This window comes from Streptomyces sp. NPDC042364, from assembly GCF_056437585.1.
Map to the genome: position 1 here is coordinate 176,843 of NZ_JBWKAJ010000015.1, position 25,145 is coordinate 201,987.

Genomic DNA, 25,145 nt, shown 5'->3' on the forward strand with positions numbered 1-25,145 from the left:
CCCACCCTCACGTCCGCCGCCCGCGGCGGCGGACGATCCCGTGCCATCACCCACGCGCCCCGGCAGTCGTCAGAGCAGCGGCTTGGACAGGTGGTAGGCGGTCGTCTCGTAACCGAGTGACTCGTAGAGGCACTCGGCCCGCACGTTGCCCGCGAACACGTTGAGCATGATGACGGTCTTCCCTGCCGCCAGCGCCTGGGCCTCCGCCAGCAGCATGAGGGTCCGGCCGTGTCCCCTGCCCCGGTGAGCGGCGTCCACCTCCACGTCGTACACCCAGGCGGCCTCGTCGGGCAGCCACAGCCACAGGGTGCCGACCCTCGTGCCCTCGTGCTCCAGCACGCTGCACACGTTGTTCGGGGAGGCCGGTCCGTGCGGCAGACAGCGCTCGTAGTCCTCTGCGGCCCGCGCGTAGGCCTCCTCCTCGGGCACGCCGCGAGTGACCAGGTCCTGGGCGTAGCCGTCGAGCCCGGCCTCCTTCCAGGGGCCGAACTCGGCCTCGGTCATGGGCCGGCCCCGGCTGCCCTCCGGCAGGTCGGGCGGGGTGCCGACGAGGGGCTTGCGCATGTTGCGGTTGCGCAGGACGTAGCCGAGCGCCTCGGCAAGCCGCCGGGCGGGCTCCGCGCCGGCCGGGACGGATGCCTCGATCCGTCGGCATCCCCAGCCGCGGGCCACCTCCTCGGCGGCCAGCGCGGCCACCGTGGCCCGGCCGCGCCGACGGTCCGGCTCGTCGATCCGCAGGTCCAGGATCCGGGCGGCCCTGGACCCGGGCCCCGGGCGGGTGCCGAGGTGTATCCCGCCGACGGGGCGGCTGTTCACGCACACCTGGAAGCGGCGCGAGCGGGACCCGTCGGCGGCGTACTGGAGCGGCTCGATGGGCCGCAGGGTGGTGGTCATCACGGGTGTTCTACCCGCCTCACCGCCCCATGTCCGCCGAATATCGGCGGCGTCTACGGATCGAGGTCGTTCCCGGACCGCTCGTCGAAGATCCGCATGGCCTTGGCCGCGACCGGGCCGGACGCGCCGGGCAGTTCCCGGGTGTCGACACGGTGCACGGCCTGCACGTCCCGCAGGCTCGACGTCAGGAAGACCTCGTCGGCGCTCTCCAGGACGTCCAGCGGCAGGTCGGTCTCGCGGGCGCCGGTCCATTCGACGACGAGGGCGCGGGTGATGCCCGCGAGGCAGCCGGAGGCGACCGGCGGGGTGTGTATCTCGCCGTCGAGGACGACGAAGACGTTGGAGCCCGTGCCCTCGCACAGCCGGCCGACCGTGTTGGCGAACAGGGCCTCGCTCGCGCCCTGTTCGTGGGCGCGGGCGAGGGCGACGACGTTCTCCGCGTACGAGGTGGTCTTCAGGCCGGTGAGGGCGCCGCGCTCGTTGCGGGTCCACGGGACGGTGATCACGGCGGTGGAGTCGGCGCGCCGGGCGGTCTCGCCGAGGGCGACGACGAGGGTGGGGCCCAGGTCGCCGCGGTCGGAGCCGAGCGGGGAGACACCGCCGGTGTAGGTGATGCGCAGCCGGCCGAGCGGCATCGGGTTGGCGTCGAGGACGGCGGAGCAGGCGCGGCGTACCTCGTCCAGGTCGGGCTCGGGCAGCCCGAGGCCGCGCGCCGAGCGGGCGAGCCGGTCGAGATGGCGGGTGAGCGCGAACGGCCGTCCGTCGACCGTCTTGGCGGTCTCGAAGACGCCGTCGCCCACGGTCAGCCCGTGGTCGAGGACGGAGACACGGGCGGAGTCGATGTCCTGCAGTCCGCCGTCGAGCCAGATCTTCACGTAAGGGTCCTCCCACTAGCCTCGTACGTTCCCGACGCTACCGCGAGCAGCCGGGCGGCCTTCAGCTCGGTCTCCCGCCACTCCGCCTCGGGGTCCGACCCCCAGGTGATGCCCGCCCCGGTGCCGAACCGCAGCTCGCCCGCCTGCCGGTCGATCCAGAAGGTGCGGATGCCGACGGCCAGCTCCGCGGTGCCCCGGTCGGCGTCGACCCAGCCGATGCCTCCGCAGTACGGGCCGCGCGGTGCCGTCTCCAGGGCGTCGATGATCCGCAGGGCGCTGGACTTCGGCGCTCCGGTGACGGAGCCCGGCGGGAAGGCCGCGGCGAGCAGCTCCGGCCAGCCCGCGTCCTCGCCCAGTTCGCCCCGCACGGTCGAGACCAGGTGGACGAGCCCCGGGTGCTTCTCCACCACACACAGGTCGGGCACGGTCACGGAGCCGGTGGCGCAGACCCGCCCGATGTCGTTGCGCACCAGGTCGACGATCATCACGTTCTCGGCATAGTCCTTCTCCAGGAGGTCCGCCTCGGTCCGGCCGGTGCCCTTGATCGGGCCGGACTCGACGATCCGGCCGTCCACCCGCAGGAAGAGCTCGGGGGACGCGGTGGCTATCTCCACGCCGTACCCCGGCAGGCGAATCGTTCCGGCAAACGGTGCGGGGTTGCCGCGGGCCAGCAGCGCGGTCAGCGCGTCCACGTCGGCGTCCGGCGCGACGGGCGCGGACAGCACCCGGCAGAGGTTCGCCTGGTAGACCTCGCCGGCGGCTATGTGCTCCCGGATGCGGCGTACGCCCGCCGTGTACGCGGCGCGGTCGAGCGACGACTTCCAGTCGTCGACGGCCGGACCGCGCCACTGCCCCGGCACCGGCGGCGGGACCGGTTCGTGCCGTACGTCACGGAAGCGGGCGCACACCACGCCGCCCTCGAAATCGGCGCGGACGGCCCAGAAACCGGACGAGTCCAGGGCGGCGGGATCGCTGGTCACATCGGCGAGACCGGTGGCGACAAGGTTGCCGAAGCGGGCGAGAGGAGGCAGGTCGGACACGCAGTCGAGTCTAGGACGGGTACCCCGCGGGCGGCCCCGGCCGGGTGGCGGAGTGGACGCACCGCAGCACGCTGCACAAACGCGTTTTTGTGCTGGCCCCGGAATCCGCTAGAGTTCAACTCGTCGCCGGGACGCGAGAGCGGACCGAAACGACAAGCGGACGTAGCTCAGTTGGTAGAGCGCAACCTTGCCAAGGTTGAGGTCGCGAGTTCGAGCCTCGTCGTCCGCTCGAAGGAACAAGGGGATCTTCCCGAACCCCTCACTCCTGGTGGAGTGGCCGAGAGGCGAGGCAACGGCCTGCAAAGCCGTCTACACGGGTTCAAATCCCGTCTCCACCTCCAAGGACGATTAGCTCAGCGGGAGAGCGCTTCCCTGACACGGAAGAGGTCACTGGTTCAATCCCAGTATCGTCCACTGGATCTCCGGATCCCCCGCGCGATTAGCTCAGCGGGAGAGCGCTTCCCTGACACGGAAGAGGTCACTGGTTCAATCCCAGTATCGCGCACGCAGCATGTCCGTGATCTTCGGATCACGCCCCGAGGACGATTAGCTCAGCGGGAGAGCGCTTCCCTGACACGGAAGAGGTCACTGGTTCAATCCCAGTATCGTCCACCATCTCGAAGCCCCCGGCCGTCTCGTACGGTCGGGGGCTTCTGCGTGGAAGGAAGGGTCAGCTGGAGAACAGCATGTGACCGAAGCCGCGGTTGTGGTGGCCGCCGTGGTGGCCTCCGTGCGGGGCGCCCCAGGCGGGCGCGGAGTGGTGGCCGCCGGCCGGGTACTGAGGGGCGGCCGGGGGAGGCGGAACGGCCGGGCCGCCGCCCCACTGGGACTCCAGGCGGGTCAGGGCCTCCAGCTCGCCGTAGTCGAGAAAGATCCCGCGGCAGCCGCTGCACTGCTCGATCTGGACGCCGTTGCGGTTGTAGGTGTGCATCGGCGCATGGCACTTCGGACACTGCATGTGCATGGTTCGGCTCAACTCCTCGCCGTTGGTGCTGCTTCGCGTTACGCCAGGACAGACACTGTCCGGCGGTGGTCGGTTGCACCCTACTTCGGGAAAACGTTCGCCAACTCCGGCGGGATGGTACCCATTCGGTCACATGCGTCGATAACGGCTCCCTGTACGTCATCGAGGGGGCGGCCGGCCGCCGTGGACTTGGCGACGGCCAGCGCGGCCGTCTGCACGGTGAGTGCGCGGGCCGGTACGTCCAGTACGGGCCAGGGGTCGGCGCCGGCGGGGACCGCGGGGCCGTCCGCCCGCTGGTAGGCGGCGAGGAAACGGGTCCACACGTCGGGCGGGAGGAGACCACAGGCGTACCAGGCGGCCGGGCGGGCCAGATCCCAGGCGGGGACGCCGGCCCCGAGGTCGTCGACGTCTATCAGGCGCCAGGGACCGGTGCCCGCCGGGTGGCGGACCAGCTGCCCGAGATGCAGGTCGCCGTGGCAGAGGGTGGTCGTGTCCGGCATGGGGCCCTCGCCCCTGGCCCAGGCGGGGAGAGCGCGCCAGGCGCGGAGCACGGAGGGTGCGGCCGGATGGTCCGGCGCGGTCCCGGTGAGGCGCGCGACCGCTCGTGCCGCCTTCACGGGGCCGCGCATGGGCGGGAGACCCGGGGACGGACGGCGTCGGTGGAGACGGGCGAGGAGCGTGGCCGCCTCCTCCCACGGGGCGTCCTCGGGGGTCTCCGGGTCGACCGGCGTGCCGTACGGCCAGAACGTGATCAGACGGCCGTGGAGTGAGGAGGCGGTGGGGCGGAGGGGGGCCAGGAGGACATCGGGGTGGGCGGCGGCGACGGCCAGGCGGAGGGCCAGGAGGGCGGGGTCCGTGTCGGCGGCGTGGGCCTTGGCGACCGTGTCCGCGTGGCGGACGACCGTGCCGTCCTCGCGTTCCGCGAGGACGGTGTCCGGGTGGGAGCACGGGGATGCCTGGGGGTGAGCCGCGCTGCGCACCCTGGCCCTGAGGGCGGGTAGGACGTCGGCGAAGGTCATGGGCTCCCCCTGCGGAAGGTGCGGCGCGCTGGCGGAGAGCCTACGCAGTCGGGTGCCGGCGGCACGACCGTCCGCCGCCAGGACGGCCGGCGGCGGCCGGGCCGCCCGCCGGGGCCGGCGTGACGAAAGACAACGCCCGCGCAGCTCCCCAGCTGCGCGGGCGTCTATTTGCCGTCCGCCGCACCCCCGTCCCCACGGGGTTTCATGGATGGATGTCCCCACCCGGACCGCTCTTCCGGGCCTGGGGTCGCCGCTCAGCGCCCCAGCATCACACCCACGGACGACGCTTGTGTGACCACTGCCTCCCAGCCGCCGAAGGCGTAGACGAGCAGGGCCGCAAGGGGGAGGACCATCGCGGTCGCCACCAAGGGGTGGCGGCGGCCCGCCCGGCGTTCGGCGGCGAACACCCCGCGCTCTCGCGTGCGGAGCGCCGTCCGCGGTGCCGTGTGGGCCATGATCCCTCCTCCTGACCGATCTCGTCCGTGGTTCCAGTCCTTGGCAGCGGCGGGTGCCTGACCTCGGGGGACGAGTGCTGCACCCGCCGCTTGACCTCAAATCTAGGCGCGCGGCCGACTTGGGTCGTCATGCCCTCGTACCGATTGGCGGGCCTCCCGGAGGATGAGCGATGACCTGCGGCGTACTCCCCAGGGTGGAGACGAGGTCCTAGGTCTCGGGGTCTTCCCGGAGGGGACGACCGGAAGATGCCTGGAGTGTCCCTTCTGTCGGGGCCCGCCCCATGCGCGCGGGAGCCGCCACGGGGGAGGGTGACTTCGCTCACTTCCACGACGTTTCGGCCTGTTGCCGACGCCGCCCGGCGGCCGGCTCCGCCGACGATCACGACACCTCCGCATGTCATGTTCTCAACAGCCTCAGCCCCCTCCGCGTTCCCCTCCCCCGGTTCACCAACCCCCTTCGCCGATCGGCAGGTTGGGATCAGCGGGAGGTCAACGCCTACCCGAACTCTTGTTCCCTGACCGGCTTTCATGTCTCGCGTTCGGCCCCGACAATCGATCGGGTCGCGAGGGCGCGGCCTCTGCGCACGCCCGGCCGTGTAAACGTAAGCTGTGGCTCGTCAGACGGAACGGGCAGCGGGGATGAACATGGCGATGATGCGCCTGAGGCGCGAGGACCCGCGCGTCGTCGGCTCGTTCAGGATCCACAGACGGCTCGGCGCGGGCGGGATGGGCGTTGTCTACCTCGGCTCCGACCGTCGTGGACAGCGAGTCGCGTTGAAGGTCATCCGGCCGGACCTGGCGGAGGATCAGGAGTTCCGGTCGCGGTTCGCGCGCGAGGTGTCGGCCGCGCGGCGGATCAGGGGCGGGTGCACGGCCCGGCTGGTGGCCGCCGACCTGGAGGCGGAGCGGCCCTGGTTCGCCACCCAGTACGTACCGGGGCCCTCGCTGCACGACAAGGTCAACGAGGAGGGGCCGCTCTCGGCCGCCGAGGTGGCCGCGGTCGGTGCCGCCCTCTCCGAGGGACTGGTGGCGGTCCACGAGGCCGGTGTCGTCCACCGGGACCTGAAGCCGTCCAACATCCTGCTGTCCCCGAAGGGGCCGCGGATCATCGACTTCGGAATCGCGTGGGCGACCGGCGCCTCGACGCTGACCCACGTCGGTACGGCCGTGGGATCCCCCGGGTTCCTCGCACCCGAGCAGGTGCGGGGGGCGGCCGTCACGCCGGCCACCGATGTCTTCTCCCTCGGTGCCACCCTCGCCTATGCGGCGACCTCCGACTCCCCCTTCGGGCACGGCAGTTCGGAGGTCATGCTGTACCGGGTCGTGCACGAGGAGCCGCAGCTGCGCGGGGTGCCGGACGCGCTGGCTCCGCTCGTCCGGGCCTGCCTGGCGAAGGATCCGGAGGAAAGGCCGAGCACGCTTCAACTGTCGTTGCGGCTCAAGGAGATCGCGGCCCGTGAGGCGCAGGGACTGGCGGACGTCCGGCCGCCTGCGCCGCGCACCGACCCGGACCGGCCCTCGGGGCGGCTCGCCGAGCAGTACGGCGAGCAGCGCACGCTGCGCCAGCCGCCGGAGACCCGTGCGACACAGCCGGGGACTCCGCTGCCCCGCACCGGGGGTGGCTCACGAACCGGCGGGAGTTCCCGGACGGGCGGTGGCTCCCGGCCCGGTGGGCGGTCCGCGTCGGGCCGCGGCACCACCGGCTCCGGGAAGCGGCCCGCCCCGCGCAGTGGCGTCGGACGCACGGGGCCGCGTACCACCGGGACGGGGCGGAGGCCCGCCAATCCGCGGCTGCTGCGGCAGCGGCTCGTCGTGTTCGTGGTGGTGACGCTGCTTGCGGCGCTCGGCATCGCGGCGGCTCAGGGATGCCAGGGTCCTGCGCGCGGCCTCGGCGTGGACGGTGTGCGGCACGAGCGGGCGGTGCTGGAGCAGGACGGCGGCTGACGGTCGCACTGACTGAGGGAAACGGACAGGGTACGGGGCGGGGGCTGCTTCGTGCACCGGAGGCTTCCTGCTATTCGTCGCAGCCACTCGGCCGGGCCCGCACATGCCGCGACCCGCGACCCTGGCGGGGCGGGGCCCCGGACCTCACGCCTGGGGTCGTCCCGTCGCCACCGCGTAGAACGCCACTGCCGCCGCCGCGCCCACGTTGAGGGAGTCGACGCCGTGCGCCATGGGGATGCGCACCCATTCGTCGGCGGCCATCAGTGCCTTGGTGGACAGGCCGTCGCCCTCGGCGCCGAGCATCAGGGCGACGCGGTCCATCTTGTGCGGCGCGGCCTCGTCCAGGGACTTCGCCTTCTCGTCCGGGGTGAGGGCGAGGAGGGTGAAGCCGGCGTCGCGTACGGCTTCGAGGCCCTTGGGCCAGGCGTCCAGTCGGGCGTACGGCACGGAGAAGACGGCACCCATGGAGACCTTGACGCTGCGGCGGTAGAGCGGGTCGGCGCAGTCCGGGGAGAGCAGGACCGCGTCCATGCCGAGGGCGGCGGCCGACCGGAAGATGGCGCCGATGTTGGTGTGGTCGTTGACCGACTCCATGATCACGACCCGGCGGGCGGTGCGCAGCAGGTCGACCGCCGTCGGCAGTGGTCGGCGCTGCATGGAGGCGAGGGCACCACGGTGCACGTGGTAGCCGGTGACCTGTTCGGCGAGCTCCGGGCTGACCGCGTAGACGGGGGCCGGGAGCTCGTCGATGACGTCGCGCATGACGTCGACCCACTTGGCGGAGAGCAGCATCGAGCGCATCTCGTACCCGGCGTCCTTGGCCCGGCGGATGACCTTCTCGCCCTCGGCGATGAACAGGCCCTCTGCGGGTTCGCGTCTGCGGCGCAGTTCGACGTCGGTCAGGCCCGTGTAGTCACGCAGGCGCGGGTCGGCGGGATCCTCGACGGTGATGAGTTCGGCCACAGGGTGATACTGCCTTGTCCTGGGTGTGGTGCCAACGGCTCGGTACGGGTTGGGTTACCCGCGGTTACTTGGAGGGGTTCGGGCCCACGGTCACGACCTCGCCGATGACGATGACCGCCGGAGGCTTGATCTCCTGGGCGACGACCGTCTCGGCGGCCGTCGCCAGCGTGGCGTCGACCCGGCGCTGGGCGGCCGTGGTGCCTTCCTGGACCAGGGCGACGGGAGTGTCCGGGGACTTGCCGTGGGCGATGAGCGTCTCGGCGACCTTGCCGATCGTGCCGACGCCCATGAGGATCACCAGCGTGCCGTTCAGCCGGGCCAGGGCCGGCCAGTCGACCAGGGAGCGCTCGTCGTCGGGGGCGACGTGACCGCTGACCACGGTGAACTCATGGGCCACACCCCGGTGGGTGACGGGGATACCGGCGGCGCCCGGGACCGAGATCGAACTGGAGATGCCGGGCACGACGGTGCAGGGGATGCCCGCTTCGGCCAGGGCCTGGACCTCCTCCATGCCGCGGCCGTAGACGAAGGGGTCGCCGCCCTTGAGACGGACGACCGACTTGCCCTGCCGGGCGTGCTCGATCAGCGCGTTGTTGATGGCCTCCTGGGCCATGAACCGGCCGTACGGCAGCTTTGCCGCGTCGATCACCTCGACGCCCTGCGACAGTTCCGCGAGCAGGTCGCGCGGGCCGAGGTGATCGGTGATGACCACGTCGGCCTCGGCCAGGAGGCGGCGGCCCCGCACCGTGATCAGGTCCGGGTCGCCGGGGCCGCCGCCGACCAGGGCGACTCCCGGGGTACGGGTGCGGTGGTGCGGGGCGACCAAGGTGCCGTCGCGGAGCCCCTCGACCACGGCGTCGCGGATGGCGGCGGTGTGGCGGGGGTCGCGGCCCTTGGCGTCGCTGGTGAGGACGGCGATCGTGACGCCCTCGCTGGTTCCGGTGGCCGGGGTCCAGGCGGTGGCCGCGTCTGCGTCGTCCGAGCGGACGCACCACACGCGGTGCCGCTCCGCCTCGGCCGAGGCCCTGGTGTTCGCCTCGGTGTCGCTGGTGGCGATGAGGGCGTACCAGGCGTCGGCGAGGTCGCCCTCCGCGTAGGGCCGCCTTTCCCAGGTCAGTTCACCGGCGTCGGCCATGGCCTCCACCGAGGGGGTTGCCGCCGGGGAGACGAGGACGATGTCGGCGCCTGCGGCGACCAGTGCGGGCAGACGGCGCTGGGCCACCTGGCCGCCGCCGAGGACGACGACCTTGCGGCCGGTGAGGCGGAGGCCCACAGGGTAGGCGGGGTGTTCGGCCATGAGGGTGCGGCTCCTCTTGCGGCGGCAGTGCGAGACGGAGCCCCTGCGGCTTTGGAGCGGCCCCTGACGTGCGGATTTTAAGGTGCGTGGGAGGGGGCGGCGGGGGTGGGGTGGGATTTGTCTCCCCGCGCCCGCCCCTGCCCCGGGCCGCGGGCCTCCGCCGCCCGGGTCCCGGGTGTGCCGCCCGGCGGGCGCCACCTGGGCTGTGGGTACGGAGGCACCCGCACCCACTCCCCTACTTCTCGGTGACCCCCGCCGAGTCGAAGGTCGCCACCTCGTGCATCGCCCGCGCCGCGCTCTGGACGACCGGGAGGGCCAGGAGGGCGCCGGTGCCCTCGCCCAGACGGAGGTCGAGGTCGACCAGCGGACGGAGACCGAGCTTCTTCAGGGCCGCCACATGGCCGGGTTCGGCGCTGCGGTGACCCGCGATGCACGCGGCGAGGACCTCCGGAGCGATGGCGCGGGCGACCAGGGCGGCGGCGCCTGCGCTGACACCGTCGAGGATCACCGGCGTACGGAGAGAGGCACCGCCGAGGAGGAGGCCGACGATCGCGGCGTGCTCGAAGCCGCCGATCGCGGCCAGGACGCCGATGGGGTCGGCCGGGTCCGGCTGGTGGAGTTCGATGGCCCGGCGGACGACCTCGGTCTTCCGGGCGAGGGTCTCGTCGTTGATGCCGGTGCCCCGGCCGGTGACCTCGGCGGGGTCGGCGCCGGTGAAGACGGAGATGAGGGCGGCGGACGCCGTGGTGTTGGCGATGCCCATCTCGCCCGTCAGCAGGGCCTTGTTCCCGGCGGCGACCAGGTCGCGGGCCGTCTCGATGCCGACCTCGATGGCCTGCTTGGCCTCCTCGCGGGTCATCGCGGGACCGGTGGTCATGTCGGACGTACCGGCACGGACCTTGCGCGGCAGCAGGCCCGGGGTCGCCGGGAGGTCGCTCGCCACGCCCACGTCCACGACGCAGACCTCGGCGCCGACCTGGTTGGCGAAGGCGTTGCAGACCGCTCCCCCGCCGAGGAAGTTGGCGACCATCTGGCCCGTCACCTCCTGCGGCCAGGGGGTGACGCCCTGGGCGTGGACGCCGTGGTCCCCGGCGAAGATCGCGACGGCCGCGGGCTCCGGGATGGGCGGCGGGCACTGGCGGGACAGGCCGGACAGCTGGGCGGAGATGATCTCCAGCATGCCGAGCGCGCCGGCCGGCTTGGTCATGCGCTTCTGCCGCTCCCAGGCCTCGCCGAGCGCCTTGGCGTCCAGCGGGCGGATCCCGGCGACGGTCTCGGCGAGCAGGTCGTGCGGCTCGGCCCCCGGCAGGGCGCGGCGGCCGTACGTCTCCTCGTGGACGACCCAGGACAGCGGGCGGCGCTTGGCCCAGCCCGCCTGCATCAGCTCGGGCTCCTCCGGGAACTCGTCGACGTACCCGACGCACAGGTATGCCACGACCTCCAGGTGCTCGGGCAGGCCGAGGGCGCGGACCATCTCGCGCTCGTCGAAGAAGCTGACCCAGCCGACGCCGAGGCCCTCGGCGCGGGCCGCGAGCCACAGGTTCTCGACGGCGAGGGCCGAGGAGTAGGGGGCCATCTGCGGCTGGGTGTGGCGGCCCAGGGTGTGACGGCCGCCCCGTGTCGGGTCGGCGGTGACCACGATGTTCACCGGGGTGTCGAGGATGGCCTCGATCTTCAGTTCCTTGAACTGCTTCGCCCGGCCCTTGGGCAGCGACTTGGCGTACGCCTCCCGCTGACGCTGCGCCAGTTCGTGCATGGTCCGGCGGGTCTCGGCGGAGCGGATGACGACGAAGTCCCAGGGCTGGGAATGGCCGACCGAGGGTGCCGTGTGGGCGGCCTCCAGGACGCGGAGCAGGACGTCGTGCGGGATGGGGTCGCCGCGGAAGCCGTTGCGGATGTCGCGGCGCTCGCGCATGACCTTGAGGACGGCCTCGCGCTCGGCGTCGTCGTAGGGCGGCGCGGCCGGGCCGGCGGGCTGCCGCGCCTCTTCGCGCGCGCCTTCGGACGCCTCGTCCACCGCGGCCACGCTCCCGTCGGCTGCTTCCACTGCCTCGGCCTCCTCGCCGTCCTCCTGGTCGGCGGCCCTGGTGTCCAGGTCCTCCGCGTTCTGGACGACGTCGGGCTGCGCCCCGGCCGCGGCGGCGACGGGCTGCGGTACGACGGTCGTCTCGGCCTCGGAGTCGCGGGGAGCGGGAACCATGACGGCGGGCTCCGCCGTCGGCTCCTGCTCCGGTGCCTCGTCGGCGGTCTCGCCGGGCGCCTGCGCGGGGGCGGGCGCCGACCCGGCGGGCGGTGCCGGCACGGCCATGTCCTCGGCCGGGTTCGGTGCCGGGTGCGGAGTGACGGTCTCCGTGCCCTCCACCGGCACGGACTCGCCCTTCGGCTGGTCGGCCGCGGGCTCCGGGGTCTCGTCCTCGTGCGAAGTGTCCTCGGCGGATCCCGCCGGGGGCTGGAGGGCCGCGCCCTGGGGCACGTCGGCCTGGGAGCCCGTCGCGGTCGCGGGGGCCTCGGCGGGAGCGGCCTCTGGGGCCACCGGCCCGGCCGACTGCGCGGCAGCCTCGTCGGTGACCTGCTCGGCCTGCTCGCCCTGCTCGGCCTGCTCGACCTGCTCGACCTGCTCGACCTGCTCGACGGGAGCCTCCTCGGCGGTGGGGGCGGCAGCTGCGGCTTCTCCGGCCTCGTGCGCCTCCACGGCCTCGTCCGCCTCCTGCGCCTCCACGACCTCGTCCGCGGCCTCCGAGGGCTGGGGGGCGGCCACGGTGACCTGGGGTGCCTGAGCGGCGGTGTCGGCGGCCGGGGCGACCGGCTCGGTGGCCTGGGGGCCCGGGACCGGGGGCTGCGGCTGCTCGGGCTCCGGCGTCCCCGCCTTCTCGGCAGCGGGCTCCTCGGCAGCGGGCTCCTGCGGCTCGGGCTGTGCGGGCTCGGCCGCCGAGGGCTCGGCCGGCTGGGTCTGGGCTGCCGGCGCGTCGGCCGACTGCGGCTCCTGGGGCGCCGGGGTATCGGCCGACCGCGGCTCCGCCGGCTGCGCGGGCTCCTGGTCCGGCGCGTCCGGGAGCTGTGCCTCCTCGGCGAACCGGGGCTCGTCGGCGGTCTGCTCGACCGGCGCGTCAGCCGCAGCTTGCTGGTCCTCCGCGGCGGGGGCGGGCCGCTCGTCCGCAGGAGCCGTGGGGGCTGCCTCCTCCTCGGGGGCGGCGGGCGCCGCCTGCGGGTCGGGGACGACGGCCTGCTCGGCGGCGTCGCCCGACGCGGCATCCGGTGCCGTGGCTCCGGCCGCGGCCTGCGGCGGGGCCGGAGCGTCGGCGGACTGGGGGGTTCCCTCGGGCTGCTGCGGGACCGGGGAGGCCTCCTGGGCGTCGGCGGGTACCTGCGCCTGAACCGGCTCCGGGCCCTGCGCGGCGGGCGGGAACGGCGTGGCGTCCGGAACCAGGGCGTCCCGGGCGACCAGGGCGTCCAGGGCCGACGTGGTGGGAGTGCCGGCGGCGGACGGCCCGGAGGCGTCCGGGGCGACGGGCGCGACCTCCTCCGGTGCCTGCGCCTCGGGTGCCGTCGCCGCGGGTTCGGGGCTCTGCGCGGCCTCGGCGACGGGCTCCACGACCGGCTGCGCCTCGGCGACGGGCTCCACGACCGGCTGCGCCTCGGCGGCGGGCGCCTCCTCCGCAGCGAGCTGTGCCTCGGCCACCGGCTGGGCCTCGACGGCCTCGGCGACAGGCCGCGGCTCGGCGACGAGCTGGGTCTCGGGGGCCTCCGGGCCCCCGGCGACAGGCCGCGGCTCATCGGACTCGGCGGACTCTGCGGACTCGGCGACGGGCGGGTTTCCGGGGGACTCAGGGGCGGGCGGTGCCTCGGCCGGCTGCGGGGCGGCGGCCGGGGCGACGGCTTCCGCGATCTGCGCGACGGCGTCCGCGACGTGCACCTGGCCGGTGGAGAACTGGGCGGCCGCGGCCTCCTGGGCCTGGGCGTAGGCGGCGTCCTGGGCGTCGTGGAGGGCTTCGGCGTCCTGCGCCGCGTCCGTGACCTGCGCGGACTCCATCACCTGCGGCGCCTCGGCGACGACGGCCGCCTCCTGCGGAACGACCGTTTCCGCGGCCGGACCCGGGGTGGCGGACGCGGCCTGGTCCGGCACGGCCGCGGACGCAGGGGTGCCCCACGGTGCCACGCCCTGCGGGGGCACGTCCAGGTACTCGGGCCCGGTGGTGGCCGGGCCGGACTGGCGTACGGCCCCGGGAGGGACGGGGGCTCCGGCGGGGCCGCGGTCGGCGAGGGAGCGGACCGGGCTGGCGGAGGCGTCCGGAGTGGGCGGGCCGAGGTGCAGCGGTCGGCGGGCCACCGGCGGCTGCGGGACCGCAGTGGCGACGGGGTGGCGTACGGCTCCGAGGTCGATCGAGCCGCTGTCCCGGCCGGACGTCTCGTGCGGGCCGGGCTCGTGGACGACCTGGACGACGGGTTCGGGGGCGGGTGGGGGCACTTCGTTGCCCCATGCGCCCTGGGCACCCGGCAGCAGCAGCTCGTCGTCCTCGACGGGGGTCTCGGAGAGGTAGGTGTATGCGCCCGGGGCGGCGACGCCCGGCTGTTCCACCATGCCTGCGCTCTCCGGCTGCCCCTCGCCCGGGACCTGGCCGGTGTCGGTCATGCGTACCCCTCGCCCATCGGTTAGTGCCTCTATGCCAGCTGGCCCGGAACGGCGCACCGACCATTCCACATCTGGAGAACGAGCGCGCGTGCCCAGCGGCACGTGACGACCCGCCTGCAAGTCGACATAGCCATTCGATGGCCATTGTCGCGGTCGTCCCCCCGTCGCGACAGCTTGATCGGCGACGGTCCGCTGTGGACTGCGCCACGTTGCGCGTCCTCCGGTTCCGCCGTACCACACACGCCCTCAAAACGGGCGCGCTTTCCGGACATTGACCGACGAAGTATCGGGTGCCGGAGTGCGGTACGACAGTCGGCCAGCCTACCGCGCCGGTACGACAACCGGATCACTGGGAACGATCGGGCAAAGTCCCGCTGAGCAGGAACGCGACGCTCCGTTCCCGCTCCGTCCAGGCCCTGGTGTCGAGTTCGACGGACTGCACGAACTCACATCGAACGTCGTACCCGTGTTCGGTCAGGTCGCGTCCGACGCGTTCGGCGGCGGGGCGGGTGAGGGCATGGGTGACGATGCGCCGGGGACGCCGGTCGGCGACGGCGGAGACCACCGCCGCTCCCCCGCCGCCGACGCGTACGACGTCGGGTTCGGGCAGGTTCTCCAGGATGTGCGGAGCGCTGCCGTGGACCACTTGGATCTGCACGCCGAAGCGGCGGGCGGCGAGAGCCGTACGGCCGCAGGCCTCGGGGTCGCGGTCGACGGCGATGACGGCGGCGCCCCGGCGGGCCGCCTCGGTGGCGAAGGCACCGCTGCCGGAGCCGATGTCCCAGACGAGGTCGCCCACGCGCGGCCCGAGGAGGGCCAGTTGGGCCGAGCGCAGCAGCTCCCCCTCCCCCTCACCCAGGGCACCGCCGTAGGCGTCGGCGGGCAGGGACCAGGCGCGTGGGCCGGCACCCGGGTCGCTGCCGGTGATCCAGCCGCCGTCCTCGGTCGTGCCCGTAGGACCGATGACGATGACGACGTTGGGGTCGCGCCAGGTGTGGTCGGCGGCCTTGTCGGAGGTGACGACGGTGACGCGTTCGCGTTCGGTGCCGAGTTCCTCGCAGATCACGAAGGTGCGGTGAACTCCTTCGAGGAGCAGGCCGAGTTCGGCGGGTCCGGCACCGGGTGAGGTGAGCACGGCGACCTTGGTGTGGGCGCGGCACACGTTCACCGCGCGCCGGAGCGTCCGGCGGTGCGCGACGACCACCTGCGCGTCGTCCCAGGGCATCCCGGCTCGGGCGAAGGCGGCGGCCACGGAGGAGACACCGGGGACGACCTCGACCTCGAGGCCGAACTCGGGCGCACGAAGCGTGCGGACGACTCCGAAGAAGCCGGGATCGCCGTCGGCGAGGACCACGGCGGTGCCGCGGTGGGCCGCGATGCGGCGGGCGGCGAGGGCGACGCTGCCGAGCCTGATGCGTTCGGCGGCCGGGGGCACTTCGGGCAGGGCCAGATGGTGGGCGGCGCCGGCGACGAGCGTGGCGGCGGCGAGGGCGGAGCGCGCCGCGGCGGTCAGGGGGGAGCCGTCCCAGCCGATCACCGTGACCCGGTCGGCCATCGTCGTCAGTCTCCAGAGGGTTTTCGCAGCTCGTCAGGGAAGCCCGCAGGGGGTCCCGTGAGACTACCCGGTGACGAGGCGGGGTCCGGCGGCCGGGCGGCGGCCGTGGGTGCCCGTGGGTCGTTCAGTTCCAGTTCGAGTACGCGCCGAAACCACCGCTGTCGGCCAGTTCCTCACTGACGCCTTCGATGTCCTCCGGCAGGAGGCTCCACACGATGTAGTCGGTCCGCACCTCGGTCCAGCCGTCCTCGGGGGTGCGGGCGCGCGCTATGCAGGCGTTGCGCAGGACGCCCTCGCTGATACAGCCGATCTTCTGCGCGACCTGCTGGGAGGCGGTGTTGTCGGCGGCGGTGCGCAGCTCGATCCGTTCGAACTTCTGCTCGCGGAACAGCCATTGGGCGGTGGCGAGGGCCGCTTCGGAGGCGTAGCCCTCACCGCGCGCCCAGGGGGCGACGACGTACGACAGTTCGGTGGACCGGACGTGCCAGTTGGTCCTGGTCAGCTGGATGACGCCGACCAGACGCTGGGTGAGGAACTCGGTGACGGCGAGGTCGAGGCCGCGGCCCGAGGTGCGTTCGGTGGGCGCGTACTCGGTGATCCAGGTGCGGGCGCCGGCCTCGGTGAAGGGCTGTGGGACGTCGGTCCAGGCCATCACCTGCTCGTCGTTCATCATATCCGTGAGCGCCTGGACGTCGTCCTCGTCGAACGGGCGCAGAACCAACCGCTCCGTGCTGATGGAGATGTCGGGAAAGGTGCTCGTCATGCGCCGCTCCGTAACCTTCGAAAACCTTGGGGGGCTGCTGAACTGCCCAGCATGCAGCATGAAAGCGCCGAATCCCACCGCGGGGCCCACTCCCCGTGAGGGAGCGGACCCCATGCGTGGCGATACGCCGTATACGTGCCGCGGATTCGGCGGGAAGGTCAGAAGGACGGGATGACCGAGCCGTTGCTCCACTTGTCCTCGATGAACTTCTTCACCTCGGGGGAGGTGAGGAGCTTCGCGAGCTTCCTGACCCGCGGGTCGTCCTCGTTGCCCTCCTTCACGGCGAGGAAGTTGCCGTTCGGGTTGTCCTTGGCGGGCTCGACGGCGAGGGCGTCGTCGGCGGGCGACAGGTCGGCCTCGAGGGCGTAGTTGCCGTTGATGACGGCCGCGTCGACGTCCTCCAGGGAACGCGGGGTCTGGGCCGCCTCCAGCTCCTTGAACTTGAGCTTCTTCGGGTTCTCCGCGATGTCGGCGGGGGTGGCGGCGTTGTCCGCGCCGTCCTTGAGCTTGATGATCCCGGCGGCGTCGAGGAGCTTGAGGGCGCGCGCCTCGTTGACCGTGTCGTTCGGGACCGCGACGGTGGCGCCGGTCTTCAGGTCGTCCTTGCTCTTGACCTTGTCGGAGTAGAGGCCGAGCGGCTCCAGGTGCACGGTGACGACGGGCACGATGTGGGTGCCCTGCTTCTTGTTGAAGTCGTCGAGGTAGGGCTGGTTCTGGAAGTAGTTGGCGTCCACGGAGCCGTCCTCGGTGGCCGTGTTCGGCAGGACGTAGTCGGTGAACTCCTTGACCTCCAGCTCCAGGCCGGCCTTCTTCGCCAGGTTGTCCTTGACGAAGGTGAGGATCTCGGCGTGCGGGGTGGGGCTGGCGGCGACGACCAGGGGGGCGCCGGCGCCGGACGCGGTGTCGGCCTCGCCGGAGCCGCAGGCGGTGAGCCCGAGGGTGAGGGCTCCGGCGGCGAGGACGGCGGTGGTGAACTTGGCGGTGTTACGCACGAAAAGTGCCTTTCCTTTTGGGTGGAGCTGTCCCGTCTTGGGTGGGACGGGAAGTCTGCGGGTTTCGGAAGAGGTGCGGGAGGCTAGGCCTTGGTGACCTCGGGGGTGGCGGCCCCGGCCCTCAGCAGCCGGAGCCTCGGGGCGGCTCCCGAGCGGCCGCCGCGGCGGTGCAGGGCACGGGCCGCGTAGTCGCCGGCGAACTGGATGACGGAGATGACGACAGCGAGGACCGCCACGGTGATCCACATCAGCTCGGTCTCGAAGCGCTGGTAGCCGTACCGGATGGCGATGTCGCCGAGGCCGCCCGCGCCCACGGTGCCGGCCATGGCGGAGTAGCCGATGAGGGCGACGACCGTGGTGGTGGCGGACGAGATCAGCGAAGGCAGCGCCTCGGGGACGAGGACCTTGCGGACCACGGTCCAGGTGTTGCCGCCCATGGCCTGCACGGCTTCGACGAGCCCGTGGTCCACTTCGCGGACGGCCGTCTCGACCAGGCGCGCGAAGAACGGGATGGCGCCGATGGCGAGCGGCACGATCGCCGCCTCACGGCCGATGGTCGAGCCGGTGAGCCACCGGGTGAAGCCCATCAGCGCGACCATGAGGATGATGAAGGGCATCGAGCGGGCGATGTTCACGACCTGCCCGATGACCTTGTTGGCGAGGACGTTCTGCAGGAGACCGCCGCGCTCGGTGAGGACGAGCAGCAGGCCGAGCGGCAGTCCGCCGACGACCGCGATCAGCGTGGACCAGCCGACCATGTGGAGGGTGTCCCAACACGCCTGCTCCAGCAGGGGCCGCATTTCGGTCCGGTTCACTTGGCACCTTCCTTCGCGAGAACGGTCTCCTGGCCCGCCGTACGGCCGAGCACGTCGATCTGCAGGCCCTGCTCGCGCAGGAAGCCGATGGGGACGACGTTGTCCTCGTAGCGGCCGGGCAGTTCGATGCGCATCCGGCCGATCTGGAGGCCGCCGACGGTGTCGATGGCGGCGCCGAGGATCGAGATGTCGATGTTGTAGGTGCGGGACAGCTGCGAGATGACCGGCTGGGTGGCCGCCTCGCCCTGGAAGGTGACGTCGAGCACGGTGCGGTCGTCGCCGGACGGCTCACCGGTGACCGGGAAGAGCGCGGAGGCCAGTTCGGAGCCGGGGGTCGCGAGCAGTTCGCCGACGGTGCCGGACTCGACGATGCGGCCCTTCTCCATGAGGGCGGCCGAGTCGCAGATCGACTTGACGACGTCCATCTCGTGCGTGATGAGCAGGACGGTCAGGCCCAGCTGCCGGTTCAGGTCGCGCAGCAGCGTCAGGATCGAGCGGGTGGTCTCCGGGTCGAGGGCGCTGGTGGCCTCGTCGGAGAGGAGCACCTTCGGGTCGCCGGCCAGCGCGCGGGCGATGCCGACGCGCTGCTTCTGACCGCCGGAGAGCTGGGCCGGGTAGGCGCCGGCCTTGTCGGCGAGGCCGACGAGGTCGAGCAGGTCCAGGGCCTTGCGGGAGCGCTCCTTGCCTGATGTGCCGAGGATCTCCAGCGGCAGCTCGACGTTGTCCTGGACCGTGCGCGTGGACAGCAGGTTGAAGTGCTGGAAGACCATGCCGATACGGCTGCGTGCCCGGCGCAGCTCCCGGCCCGCGCGGGGGCCCCGCCCGGCCAGGGCGGTGAGGTCCTGACCGGCGACCGTGACGGTGCCGGAGGTGGGTCGTTCGAGGAGGTTGACGCAGCGGATCAGCGAGGACTTGCCGGCGCCGGACTGGCCGATCACGCCGTACACCTCGCCCTCGCGTACGTGCAGATCGACGCCGTCGAGGGCGGTGACCTCGCGGCCGCGGCCGCGGTAGACCTTGGTGAGGCCCGATGTGGTGATCACTGGGTTTCCGTCACTGTCGGGTGCGCGGGCGTGGGTGTGCCCGGGCATGGGTGCATGCGGTCAGAAACGCGACACGGTTCTCGCGGTGGCGATGGAACCGGTGGGTACCGGGGAGAAACATGTGCGCGGGCGGCGGGGGTCCGTCGCGCTGCGGCGTACGGACGTGCCGGGGCGTCTCGCTTCGGGGCGCGAGCTCAGGAGGTGGTGCGGGGGCCCTCTAGAAGGCGCACATTCGACACATACAACGAGCACCGGGCGTCATGGTCGCCTCGGTCGCAAGGGTGCGGCAGCTCGTCGTGGTCATGAGATCAGTAAAGCAGACGTATACGGCGGGTATGAGCGGGCTGTCCATATAGCGGACATGGACATCGCGGAGATCAGCAGCTCACAGAGGTGGCGTCCACGTTTCGGGCACCTCGCACTGTGTTCAAGGCCACGGCCTGCCGCCCGGGAGTTCGCTCGCCCGGGGCCGGGAGCGGCGGGGGTTATGCGCCGTAATAGGGTCGCGGCATGCTTGTTGCCCTGACGGTGGCGACCGCCGTCGCCGCGCTTCTGCTCGCCGCGTGGTGCGGCTGGGCCGCGTACCGGGACCAGCCGACCAAGGACTGGCACTTCATCGGGATGGCCGTGGTGACGGTGCTGACCCTGGTGCAGCTGGTGGTCGGGATCGTGCTGCTGGCGCGCGGTGAGAAGCCGGAGCAGGGGACCACGATCTTCGTCTCCTATCTGCTCGGGTCGTTCACCTGCGTCCCGGTGGCGGGGTTCATGTCCCTGGCCGAGCGCACCCGGTGGGGCAGCGTGACCGTCGCGGCCGGCGGTGTGGTGCTCGCGGTGCTGCAGGTACGGCTCTACGACATCTGGGGAGGATGAGGTGACGGCCACGGACGACAAGCCGCGCGACAAGAACGCCGGCCCGCGCGAGCAGAACGACAAGCCGCGGGAGATGAAGCGGACCCGCCTCATCGGCGGGCCCGGGATGCTGCTCGTCTGGCTCTACGGCGTGATGGTCGTCGGCGCGGTCTCGCGGTCCGTCGTCCAGATCTCCACCGAGTTCGAGCACGCGCCGCTCGCCTACTCGCTCTCCGCGGTCGCGGGCGTCGTGTACGGGTTCATCACGTACTCGCTGGTGCGGGGCGGGGAGTTCGCCCGGAAGGCGGCGCGGGTGTGCTGCGCGGTCGAGCTGGCGGGCGTGCTGGTCGTGGGGACCTGGACGCTGGTCGAGCCGTCGGCGTTCCCGGACAAGACGGTGTGGTCGGACTACGGGATCGGCTATCTGTTCATTCCGGTGATCCTGCCGATCACCGCGATGTACTGGTTGCGCAAGAGCGCGCGGCAGGGGAACGCCGCCTGAGGTCCCTCAGGCGGCCGAGGGCCGTCTGCGGCCGGTCGCGCGGTTCCCCGAGCCTTCGGGGGCGCCCGTCAGGCCGTCGCCACGTACGCCTGGGCCGGCTTCTCCAGGATCACCATCGGTACCCCGTCGCGCCCCTGGCTGGTGCCGACCGTCTCGTAGCCCACCCGGCGGTACAGCCGGAGGTTGCCCTCGCTGCGATGGCCGGCGCTGAGGCGGAACCTGGTGGCGCCGCGCTCCTCGGCGAGGGCCGACTCGGCCGCGCGGAGCAGGCGCGCGCCGATGCCGTGGCCCTGGAGGCGGGGGTGGACGCAGAGTTTGCCGATGGAGGCGGCGCCGTCCTCGTCGAGGGCACCGCGTACGGAGCCGACCACCTCTTCACCGAGGCGGGCCACGAACACACAGTCCGAGGCCACCTCCTCGCGGACCGAGTCGAGGGTCTGGACGAGCGGATCGATGCGGTAGTTGCCGTACAGCGCCGCCTCGCTCTGGAAGCACAGGTACTGCAGCCTGAAGATCTGCTCGGCGTCCTGCCCGGTCGCCACCGAGATGGTCACGCTCATGCCCATGTGTGCACGCCTCCCGCTCACCTGCTCACCTGTTGTCCCTCACTCCTATCCCCGCGGTTCGCGCGCCGCAACCTCCGCCGCCAGCAATCGCCGCAGACATCCCAGGCATCTGGAACGTTCCGGACCGAGACTGCCCTGTGAGATACCCAACTCCCCCGCGATCTCGCGATAGGTGAGGTCCCGTGGTGACAGCAGGGCCGCGAGCAGGCGCGGGCAGCGGCCGGGAAGCCGGCGGACGGCGGCGTACAGGGCGCGCCGACGGGCGGCGGCGAGTGCCTGCTGTTCGGGACCGGGCGCGTGGACGTCGACGGGGTCGGCCCCATACGGCTGCTCGACCCTGGCCGTACGGCGGCGGAGGCGGGCCTCGAAGCGGACGGCGCTGCGCAGCCAGCTCTCGGGATCGCTGGGCGGACCGTCGGCGTCGAGCCGTTCCAGCAGACGCAGCCAGACCGCCTGCTCCAGGTCTCCCGCCTCGGCGCCGGCCGCGTACGCCTCGGCCGACACCTCCGCGACGAGCAGGGGCCGGAGCGCGGTGAACATGTCGGGTGTCATATGCGCCGGGACGCCGCCGCCCCGGCGGCGGGTTGCCGGGGCGGCGGGGCGTCACCCCAACCGGGGCATGCCGTGGATGCGTTGACGCGCGGACCTCGGCCGGAGGCGCGGGGGGCCTCGGTCAGTCGCCGGCGAAGTCCGCGTGGGCCAGCAGGCCCGTGTCCGGGTTGTCGGTGAAGATGCCGTCGATGCCGGTCTCGAAGTACACCTTGAACGCCCCGAAGGCGTCGCCGTAGGCGTTGGCGTCGGTGCCCCTGCGGAAGTCGGCGGGCAGGAAGCTGTTCTCGTTGCGCATCGTGTAGGGGTGCAGGATCAGCCCCTCGGCGTGCGCGTCCGCGACGAGGGTGGTGGGCGTGGTGAGCCGGCCGCCGGAGTCGCGCGGGATGATCAGGTCGAGGGTGGGGCCGATGCCGTTGGCGTAGGAGGCGATCCAGGCGAGGCCCTCGGGCTTGACCAGATCGGCTACGGTGCGCGGGTCACCGGACTCGACGAAGTCCCAGGGGCGGGTGGCGGCGCCGGACAGCAGGACGACGAGGGGGCTGTCCACCAGGCGGTTCAGGCGCTGGATGCTGCTCGGCTCGAACGACTGCAGGAAGACCGGCGAGTTCTTCCGGTGGCGGTCGTACTTGCGCAGCAGCCTGGCGAGCGGCTCCTCCAGGCCGAGGCCCAGCTTGCGGAAGTAGGTGGGGTGCTTGGTCTCGACGTGCAGCCAGATCCGCCTGCCGCGCTTCCTGCCTTCCCTGTCGGCCCAGCGCAGCACCTCTTCGAAGGTGGGGACCTGCCAGCGGCCGTCGTAGAGCGTGTTCTCCTGCCGGGTGCCCGGGATGCGCTCCTTGGCGCGCAGGGTCTTCAGCTCGGCGAGGGTGAAGTCCTCGGTGAACCAGCCGGTGTAGGAGACGCCGTCGACGACCTTCGTGGTCTTCCGGTCGGCGAACTCCGGGTGGGACGCCACGTCGGTCGTGCCGGTGATGTCGTTCTCGTGACGGCACACCAGGTGGCCGTCCTTGGTGGGCACGAGGTCCTGCTCGATGACGTGTGCGCCCATGTCGAGGGCCAGCTGGTACGAGCCGAGGGTGTGCTCCGGGCGGTAGCCGCTGGCCCCCCGGTGCGCGATGACCGTCGGCACCGGGAGGCTCCGGTAGCCGCCGTGCGACGACGCGCCGGCCGCCTTCGCCTCCTCCGCTCTCGCCGTGGCCGGCAGCCCGAGGGCGGCTCCGCCCGCGCCGAGCACCGCCGCCCCGAGCAGCGCCCGCCTGCCCGTTCCCCGCCTCTTCTCGTCCGGGTCCTGCGACTGACGCGACTCCAGCGTCCCCATGTCGGCTCCTCCCACCGCTGTGCCCTGCACCTGTCAAACCGGGTTGATCGTAGGTGCCGTGAGGTGACCGCCGGGAGACCTGGGACCGAACACACGGGTGATGCCTCGTGTCATGCGGGTGGCGGAAACTGACGGAGTGTCGGACGCGTGGCGCGATGTGCGTCACATGTTCCCCGTGGGCCATCACCCGCCATCAGGGCGATACCGCAGGTAAAGGTATGTCAACAGTGCGTATCCACTCGGTGAACCCGATGTGCGCCGGCCCCGGAGGCGGGAGTATCGTCCTCACCTGCACAGACTTGTTCCGGAACGCTTGACATGGGAGGGCCCGTTGTCCCGCTTCGTGCTCATCAAGGCAGTGCTCGGACCGATCATGCGCCTGATGTTCCGCCCCCGGGTGGAGGGCGCGGAGCACATTCCGGGGGACGGGCCGGTGATCCTCGCCGGCAACCATCTGACCTTCATCGACTCGATGATCCTGCCGCTGGTCTGCGACCGGCAGGTCTGCTTCATCGGCAAGGACGAGTACGTCACCGGCAAGGGCCTCAAGGGGCGGCTGATGGCCTGGTTCTTCACCGGCGTCGGCATGATCCCCGTCGACCGCGACGGCGGACGCGGCGGTGTCGCCGCCCTGATGACCGGGCGGCGCATCCTCGACGAGGGCAAGGTGTTCGGCATCTACCCCGAGGGCACGCGGTCACCCGACGGGCGGCTGTACCGGGGGCGTACGGGTATCGCCCGGCTGACCCTGATGACGGGCGCGCCGGTCGTACCGTTCGCCATGATCGGCACGGACAAGATCCAGCCGGGGGGTGCGGGTCTGCCCCGGCCGCACCGGGTGACGGTGCGGTTCGGTGAGGCGATGGAGTTCTCCCGGTACGAGGGGATGGACCGGGACCGGTATGTGCTGCGTGCGGTGACCGACTCGGTGATGACCGAGGTCATGCGGCTCTCCGGGCAGGAGTACGTGGACATGTACGCGTCCAAGGCGAAGGAAGCGGCGTAGCTCCACGGGCCACGTGACGGGGGCGCCGGAAATTCCGGGGCGTCGCCGAAAAAGCCCGGCCCGACGCCCTGGCGGGCGATAGGGTCCCGGTGTGCGTTGATCATCCGGGCGGCAGCCCTGCGCAGCCGCAGACGGCAGGGGCGGCTCCCTGACAGGGGTCGTCCCGCAGGCATCCCCGTCGTCACACCTCCGGAGATCCGCACCATGACCGCGCAGCAGACTCTCACCTATGACGCGTTCGTCCGGCTCGCCACCGCCGATCCGGCCGTCGTCGGCCTCGTCCTCAAGGGCTCCCGGGCTCACGACGGCATGAGCACCGAGCACTCCGACCACGACCTGTACGTGGTCGTCGCCGACGACGCCACGACCGGTCTCGCCGGGTTCGCGGGCCATCGCTCCGCCGGGCTGGACCTCGTCGTCGTCTCCCTCACCGAGTTCCGGGCAGCCGGTATGCCCGGCTTCGAGCGCTACGCCCTGGCCCGAGCCCGGATCGTGCTCGATCGCCTCGACGGAGGCATCGCCCGGATCCTCGCCGACAAGGCCCGGCTGGACGCCGACGAGGCGTTCCGGGCCTCCGGAGACTGGCTCGACGCCTACGCCAACTCCCTCTACCGCTCCGTCAAGAACGACCGGGACGGCCGGGCGCCGGCCGCGCGTCTCGACGCCGCCGACAGCGTGCGGTTCCTGTTGGAGCTGCTCTTCGCTCTCGACCGTCGCCCCCGCCCGTACAACAAGTACCTGGAGTGGGAGCTCGCCCGGCACCCGCTGCCGGGCTGGGACACCGCCGCGCTGCTCCGTGCCGTGGACCGCGTGTCGGCGACCGGCGACGTGGCCCTGCAACGGCAGCTCTTCGCCCGGGTCGAGACGGCGGCGCGAGCAGCCGGGCACGGCGGCGTGCTGGACGCCTGGGGTGCGGACCTCGACCTGATGCGACCGCGACGATAGAGGGCGAGTCTCGCGGTGCCGTGCGCCGGGGCGGGGGGGGGGGGCCCCCCCCCCCCCCCCGCCCCCCCGGGGGGGGCCCCCCCCCCCCCGGGGGGGGGGGGGGGCGCGCCGCCCCCCCACAATGTTTGGAGCCCCGCGCCCCCCCCCCCCACACCCCCCCC

Annotated in this window: 22 protein-coding genes and 5 tRNA genes; 10 read left to right on the forward strand and 17 right to left on the reverse strand. The window is 72.5% G+C overall.

From position 1 onward, the window contains the following. Positions 1 to 69: 69 nt before the first annotated feature. Genes AC067N_RS27300 through AC067N_RS27310 form a run of 3 tightly spaced genes read right to left on the reverse strand, consistent with a single transcriptional unit; the run spans position 70 to position 2,809 of the window. Positions 70 to 894: a GNAT family N-acetyltransferase gene (locus tag AC067N_RS27300; RefSeq protein ID WP_478681525.1), complete on the reverse strand. Its 825-nt coding sequence runs from the start codon at positions 892 to 894 to the stop codon at positions 70 to 72. A 53-nt stretch (positions 895 to 947) separates the two neighbouring features. Further along, positions 948 to 1,769 (reverse strand): aminotransferase class IV, encoded by an 822-nt coding sequence (locus AC067N_RS27305; RefSeq protein ID WP_478681526.1) that lies wholly within the window; start codon positions 1,767 to 1,769, stop codon positions 948 to 950. Then, positions 1,766 to 2,809, reverse strand: a complete 1,044-nt coding sequence (locus AC067N_RS27310) for a chorismate-binding protein (protein WP_478681527.1) — start codon at positions 2,807 to 2,809, stop codon at positions 1,766 to 1,768. The genes AC067N_RS27305 and AC067N_RS27310 overlap by 4 nt, the downstream gene beginning before the upstream one ends. 156 nt (positions 2,810 to 2,965) lie before the next feature. Between AC067N_RS27310 and AC067N_RS27315 the strand changes: the two genes are divergently transcribed. The 5 genes from AC067N_RS27315 (at position 2,966) to AC067N_RS27335 (ending at position 3,424) form a co-directional block, all read left to right on the forward strand. After that, positions 2,966 to 3,038 (forward strand) — tRNA-Gly (locus AC067N_RS27315). Positions 3,039 to 3,076: 38 nt separating this feature from the next. After that, positions 3,077 to 3,150: transfer RNA gene (locus tag AC067N_RS27320), tRNA-Cys, on the forward strand. A 1-nt stretch (position 3,151) separates the two neighbouring features. Then, a tRNA-Val gene (locus tag AC067N_RS27325) sits at positions 3,152 to 3,223 on the forward strand. Between the two features lie 19 nt (positions 3,224 to 3,242). After that, a tRNA-Val gene (locus AC067N_RS27330) sits at positions 3,243 to 3,314 on the forward strand. 35 nt (positions 3,315 to 3,349) lie between these two features. Then, a tRNA-Val gene (locus tag AC067N_RS27335) sits at positions 3,350 to 3,424 on the forward strand. Positions 3,425 to 3,479: 55 nt separating this feature from the next. Here the strand turns inward: AC067N_RS27335 and AC067N_RS27340 are convergent. The 3 genes from AC067N_RS27340 to AC067N_RS27350 form a co-directional block, all read right to left on the reverse strand. Then, a complete protein-coding gene (locus AC067N_RS27340) occupies positions 3,480 to 3,767 on the reverse strand; it encodes a TFIIB-type zinc ribbon-containing protein (protein WP_478681547.1) in 288 nt (95 codons plus the stop codon). Positions 3,768 to 3,853: 86 nt separating this feature from the next. Continuing rightward, on the reverse strand, positions 3,854 to 4,792 hold the full coding sequence (locus AC067N_RS27345) for a phosphotransferase family protein (protein WP_478681528.1): 939 nt from the start codon (positions 4,790 to 4,792) through the stop codon (positions 3,854 to 3,856). Positions 4,793 to 5,046: 254 nt separating this feature from the next. Further along, entirely contained in the window at positions 5,047 to 5,247 is a 201-nt protein-coding gene (locus AC067N_RS27350) for a hypothetical protein (RefSeq protein WP_478681529.1), read from the reverse strand. Between the two features lie 639 nt (positions 5,248 to 5,886). Between AC067N_RS27350 and AC067N_RS27355 the strand changes: the two genes are divergently transcribed. Beyond that, positions 5,887 to 7,191, forward strand: coding sequence for a serine/threonine-protein kinase (locus tag AC067N_RS27355; protein WP_478681548.1), 1,305 nt, complete (start codon positions 5,887 to 5,889; stop codon positions 7,189 to 7,191). A 144-nt stretch (positions 7,192 to 7,335) separates the two neighbouring features. On the opposite strand, the gene AC067N_RS27360 is transcribed toward AC067N_RS27355, so the two are convergent. The 8 genes from AC067N_RS27360 to AC067N_RS27395 form a co-directional block, all read right to left on the reverse strand. Beyond that, positions 7,336 to 8,154, reverse strand: coding sequence for a TrmH family RNA methyltransferase (locus AC067N_RS27360; protein ID WP_478681530.1), 819 nt, complete (start codon positions 8,152 to 8,154; stop codon positions 7,336 to 7,338). 64 nt (positions 8,155 to 8,218) lie between these two features. Next, positions 8,219 to 9,451, reverse strand: a complete 1,233-nt coding sequence (cobA, locus tag AC067N_RS27365) for a uroporphyrinogen-III C-methyltransferase (protein ID WP_478681531.1) — start codon at positions 9,449 to 9,451, stop codon at positions 8,219 to 8,221. Positions 9,452 to 9,686: 235 nt separating this feature from the next. After that, positions 9,687 to 14,081: a nicotinate-nucleotide--dimethylbenzimidazole phosphoribosyltransferase gene (cobT, locus tag AC067N_RS27370; RefSeq protein WP_478681532.1), complete on the reverse strand. Its 4,395-nt coding sequence runs from the start codon at positions 14,079 to 14,081 to the stop codon at positions 9,687 to 9,689. A 346-nt stretch (positions 14,082 to 14,427) separates the two neighbouring features. Further along, on the reverse strand, positions 14,428 to 15,636 hold the full coding sequence (cbiE, locus tag AC067N_RS27375; protein ID WP_478681533.1) for a precorrin-6y C5,15-methyltransferase (decarboxylating) subunit CbiE: 1,209 nt from the start codon (positions 15,634 to 15,636) through the stop codon (positions 14,428 to 14,430). A gap of 124 nt (positions 15,637 to 15,760) precedes the next feature. Next, positions 15,761 to 16,399: a GNAT family N-acetyltransferase gene (locus tag AC067N_RS27380; protein WP_478681534.1), complete on the reverse strand. Its 639-nt coding sequence runs from the start codon at positions 16,397 to 16,399 to the stop codon at positions 15,761 to 15,763. A gap of 158 nt (positions 16,400 to 16,557) precedes the next feature. Further along, positions 16,558 to 17,391 carry a MetQ/NlpA family ABC transporter substrate-binding protein gene (locus tag AC067N_RS27385; RefSeq protein ID WP_478681535.1) on the reverse strand — a complete coding sequence of 278 codons (834 nt, stop codon included), beginning with the start codon at positions 17,389 to 17,391 and terminating at the stop codon, positions 16,558 to 16,560. Positions 17,392 to 17,474: 83 nt separating this feature from the next. Further along, positions 17,475 to 18,191, reverse strand: coding sequence for a methionine ABC transporter permease (locus tag AC067N_RS27390; protein ID WP_478681549.1), 717 nt, complete (start codon positions 18,189 to 18,191; stop codon positions 17,475 to 17,477). A gap of 11 nt (positions 18,192 to 18,202) precedes the next feature. Beyond that, a complete protein-coding gene (locus AC067N_RS27395) occupies positions 18,203 to 19,249 on the reverse strand; it encodes a methionine ABC transporter ATP-binding protein (protein ID WP_478681536.1) in 1,047 nt (348 codons plus the stop codon). 510 nt (positions 19,250 to 19,759) lie between these two features. Here AC067N_RS27395 and AC067N_RS27400 point away from each other — a divergent pair. Both AC067N_RS27400 and AC067N_RS27405 read left to right on the forward strand, forming a co-directional pair. Next, complete coding sequence (locus AC067N_RS27400; RefSeq protein WP_478681537.1) at positions 19,760 to 20,119, forward strand: hypothetical protein; 360 nt, start codon at positions 19,760 to 19,762, stop codon at positions 20,117 to 20,119. A 1-nt stretch (position 20,120) separates the two neighbouring features. Further along, positions 20,121 to 20,600, forward strand: coding sequence for a hypothetical protein (locus tag AC067N_RS27405; protein WP_478681538.1), 480 nt, complete (start codon positions 20,121 to 20,123; stop codon positions 20,598 to 20,600). Positions 20,601 to 20,668: 68 nt separating this feature from the next. On the opposite strand, the gene AC067N_RS27410 is transcribed toward AC067N_RS27405, so the two are convergent. The 3 genes from AC067N_RS27410 to AC067N_RS27420 all read right to left on the reverse strand — a co-directional run bounded on the left by AC067N_RS27410 (position 20,669) and on the right by AC067N_RS27420 (position 23,033). Continuing rightward, entirely contained in the window at positions 20,669 to 21,166 is a 498-nt protein-coding gene (locus AC067N_RS27410; RefSeq protein ID WP_478681539.1) for a GNAT family N-acetyltransferase, read from the reverse strand. Positions 21,167 to 21,211: 45 nt separating this feature from the next. After that, positions 21,212 to 21,718, reverse strand: a complete 507-nt coding sequence (locus tag AC067N_RS27415) for an RNA polymerase sigma factor (protein WP_478681540.1) — start codon at positions 21,716 to 21,718, stop codon at positions 21,212 to 21,214. Positions 21,719 to 21,839: 121 nt separating this feature from the next. Next, positions 21,840 to 23,033 carry a glycerophosphodiester phosphodiesterase gene (locus AC067N_RS27420; protein ID WP_478681541.1) on the reverse strand — a complete coding sequence of 398 codons (1,194 nt, stop codon included), beginning with the start codon at positions 23,031 to 23,033 and terminating at the stop codon, positions 21,840 to 21,842. A 331-nt stretch (positions 23,034 to 23,364) separates the two neighbouring features. Here AC067N_RS27420 and AC067N_RS27425 point away from each other — a divergent pair, with 331 nt between their 5' ends. Together AC067N_RS27425 and AC067N_RS27430 are read left to right on the forward strand one after the other, a co-directional pair. Further along, positions 23,365 to 24,039, forward strand: a complete 675-nt coding sequence (locus AC067N_RS27425; RefSeq protein ID WP_055518690.1) for a lysophospholipid acyltransferase family protein — start codon at positions 23,365 to 23,367, stop codon at positions 24,037 to 24,039. Positions 24,040 to 24,243: 204 nt separating this feature from the next. Beyond that, complete coding sequence (locus AC067N_RS27430; protein ID WP_478681542.1) at positions 24,244 to 24,984, forward strand: hypothetical protein; 741 nt, start codon at positions 24,244 to 24,246, stop codon at positions 24,982 to 24,984. Positions 24,985 to 25,145: the final 161 nt, after the last annotated feature.

Excerpts from the sequence above, each read along its gene's own strand:
- AC067N_RS27300 (WP_478681525.1), bottom strand. The coding sequence starts at position 894 with ATGACCACCACCCTGCGGCCCATCGAGCCGCTCCAGTACGCCGCCGAC.
- AC067N_RS27340 (WP_478681547.1), bottom strand. The coding sequence starts at position 3,767 with ATGCAGTGTCCGAAGTGCCATGCGCCGATGCACACCTACAACCGCAAC.
- AC067N_RS27345 (WP_478681528.1), bottom strand. The coding sequence starts at position 4,792 with ATGACCTTCGCCGACGTCCTACCCGCCCTCAGGGCCAGGGTGCGCAGC.
- AC067N_RS27350 (WP_478681529.1), bottom strand. The coding sequence starts at position 5,247 with ATGGCCCACACGGCACCGCGGACGGCGCTCCGCACGCGAGAGCGCGGG.
- AC067N_RS27355 (WP_478681548.1), top strand. The coding sequence starts at position 5,887 with ATGAACATGGCGATGATGCGCCTGAGGCGCGAGGACCCGCGCGTCGTC.
- cobA (WP_478681531.1), bottom strand. The coding sequence starts at position 9,451 with ATGGCCGAACACCCCGCCTACCCTGTGGGCCTCCGCCTCACCGGCCGC.
- cobT (WP_478681532.1), bottom strand. The coding sequence starts at position 14,081 with ATGACCGACACCGGCCAGGTCCCGGGCGAGGGGCAGCCGGAGAGCGCA.
- cbiE (WP_478681533.1), bottom strand. The coding sequence starts at position 15,636 with ATGGCCGACCGGGTCACGGTGATCGGCTGGGACGGCTCCCCCCTGACC.
- AC067N_RS27380 (WP_478681534.1), bottom strand. The coding sequence starts at position 16,399 with ATGACGAGCACCTTTCCCGACATCTCCATCAGCACGGAGCGGTTGGTT.
- AC067N_RS27390 (WP_478681549.1), bottom strand. The coding sequence starts at position 18,191 with ATGCGGCCCCTGCTGGAGCAGGCGTGTTGGGACACCCTCCACATGGTC.
- AC067N_RS27400 (WP_478681537.1), top strand. The coding sequence starts at position 19,760 with ATGCTTGTTGCCCTGACGGTGGCGACCGCCGTCGCCGCGCTTCTGCTC.
- AC067N_RS27410 (WP_478681539.1), bottom strand. The coding sequence starts at position 21,166 with ATGGGCATGAGCGTGACCATCTCGGTGGCGACCGGGCAGGACGCCGAG.
- AC067N_RS27415 (WP_478681540.1), bottom strand. The coding sequence starts at position 21,718 with ATGACACCCGACATGTTCACCGCGCTCCGGCCCCTGCTCGTCGCGGAG.
- AC067N_RS27420 (WP_478681541.1), bottom strand. The coding sequence starts at position 23,033 with ATGGGGACGCTGGAGTCGCGTCAGTCGCAGGACCCGGACGAGAAGAGG.
- AC067N_RS27430 (WP_478681542.1), top strand. The coding sequence starts at position 24,244 with ATGACCGCGCAGCAGACTCTCACCTATGACGCGTTCGTCCGGCTCGCC.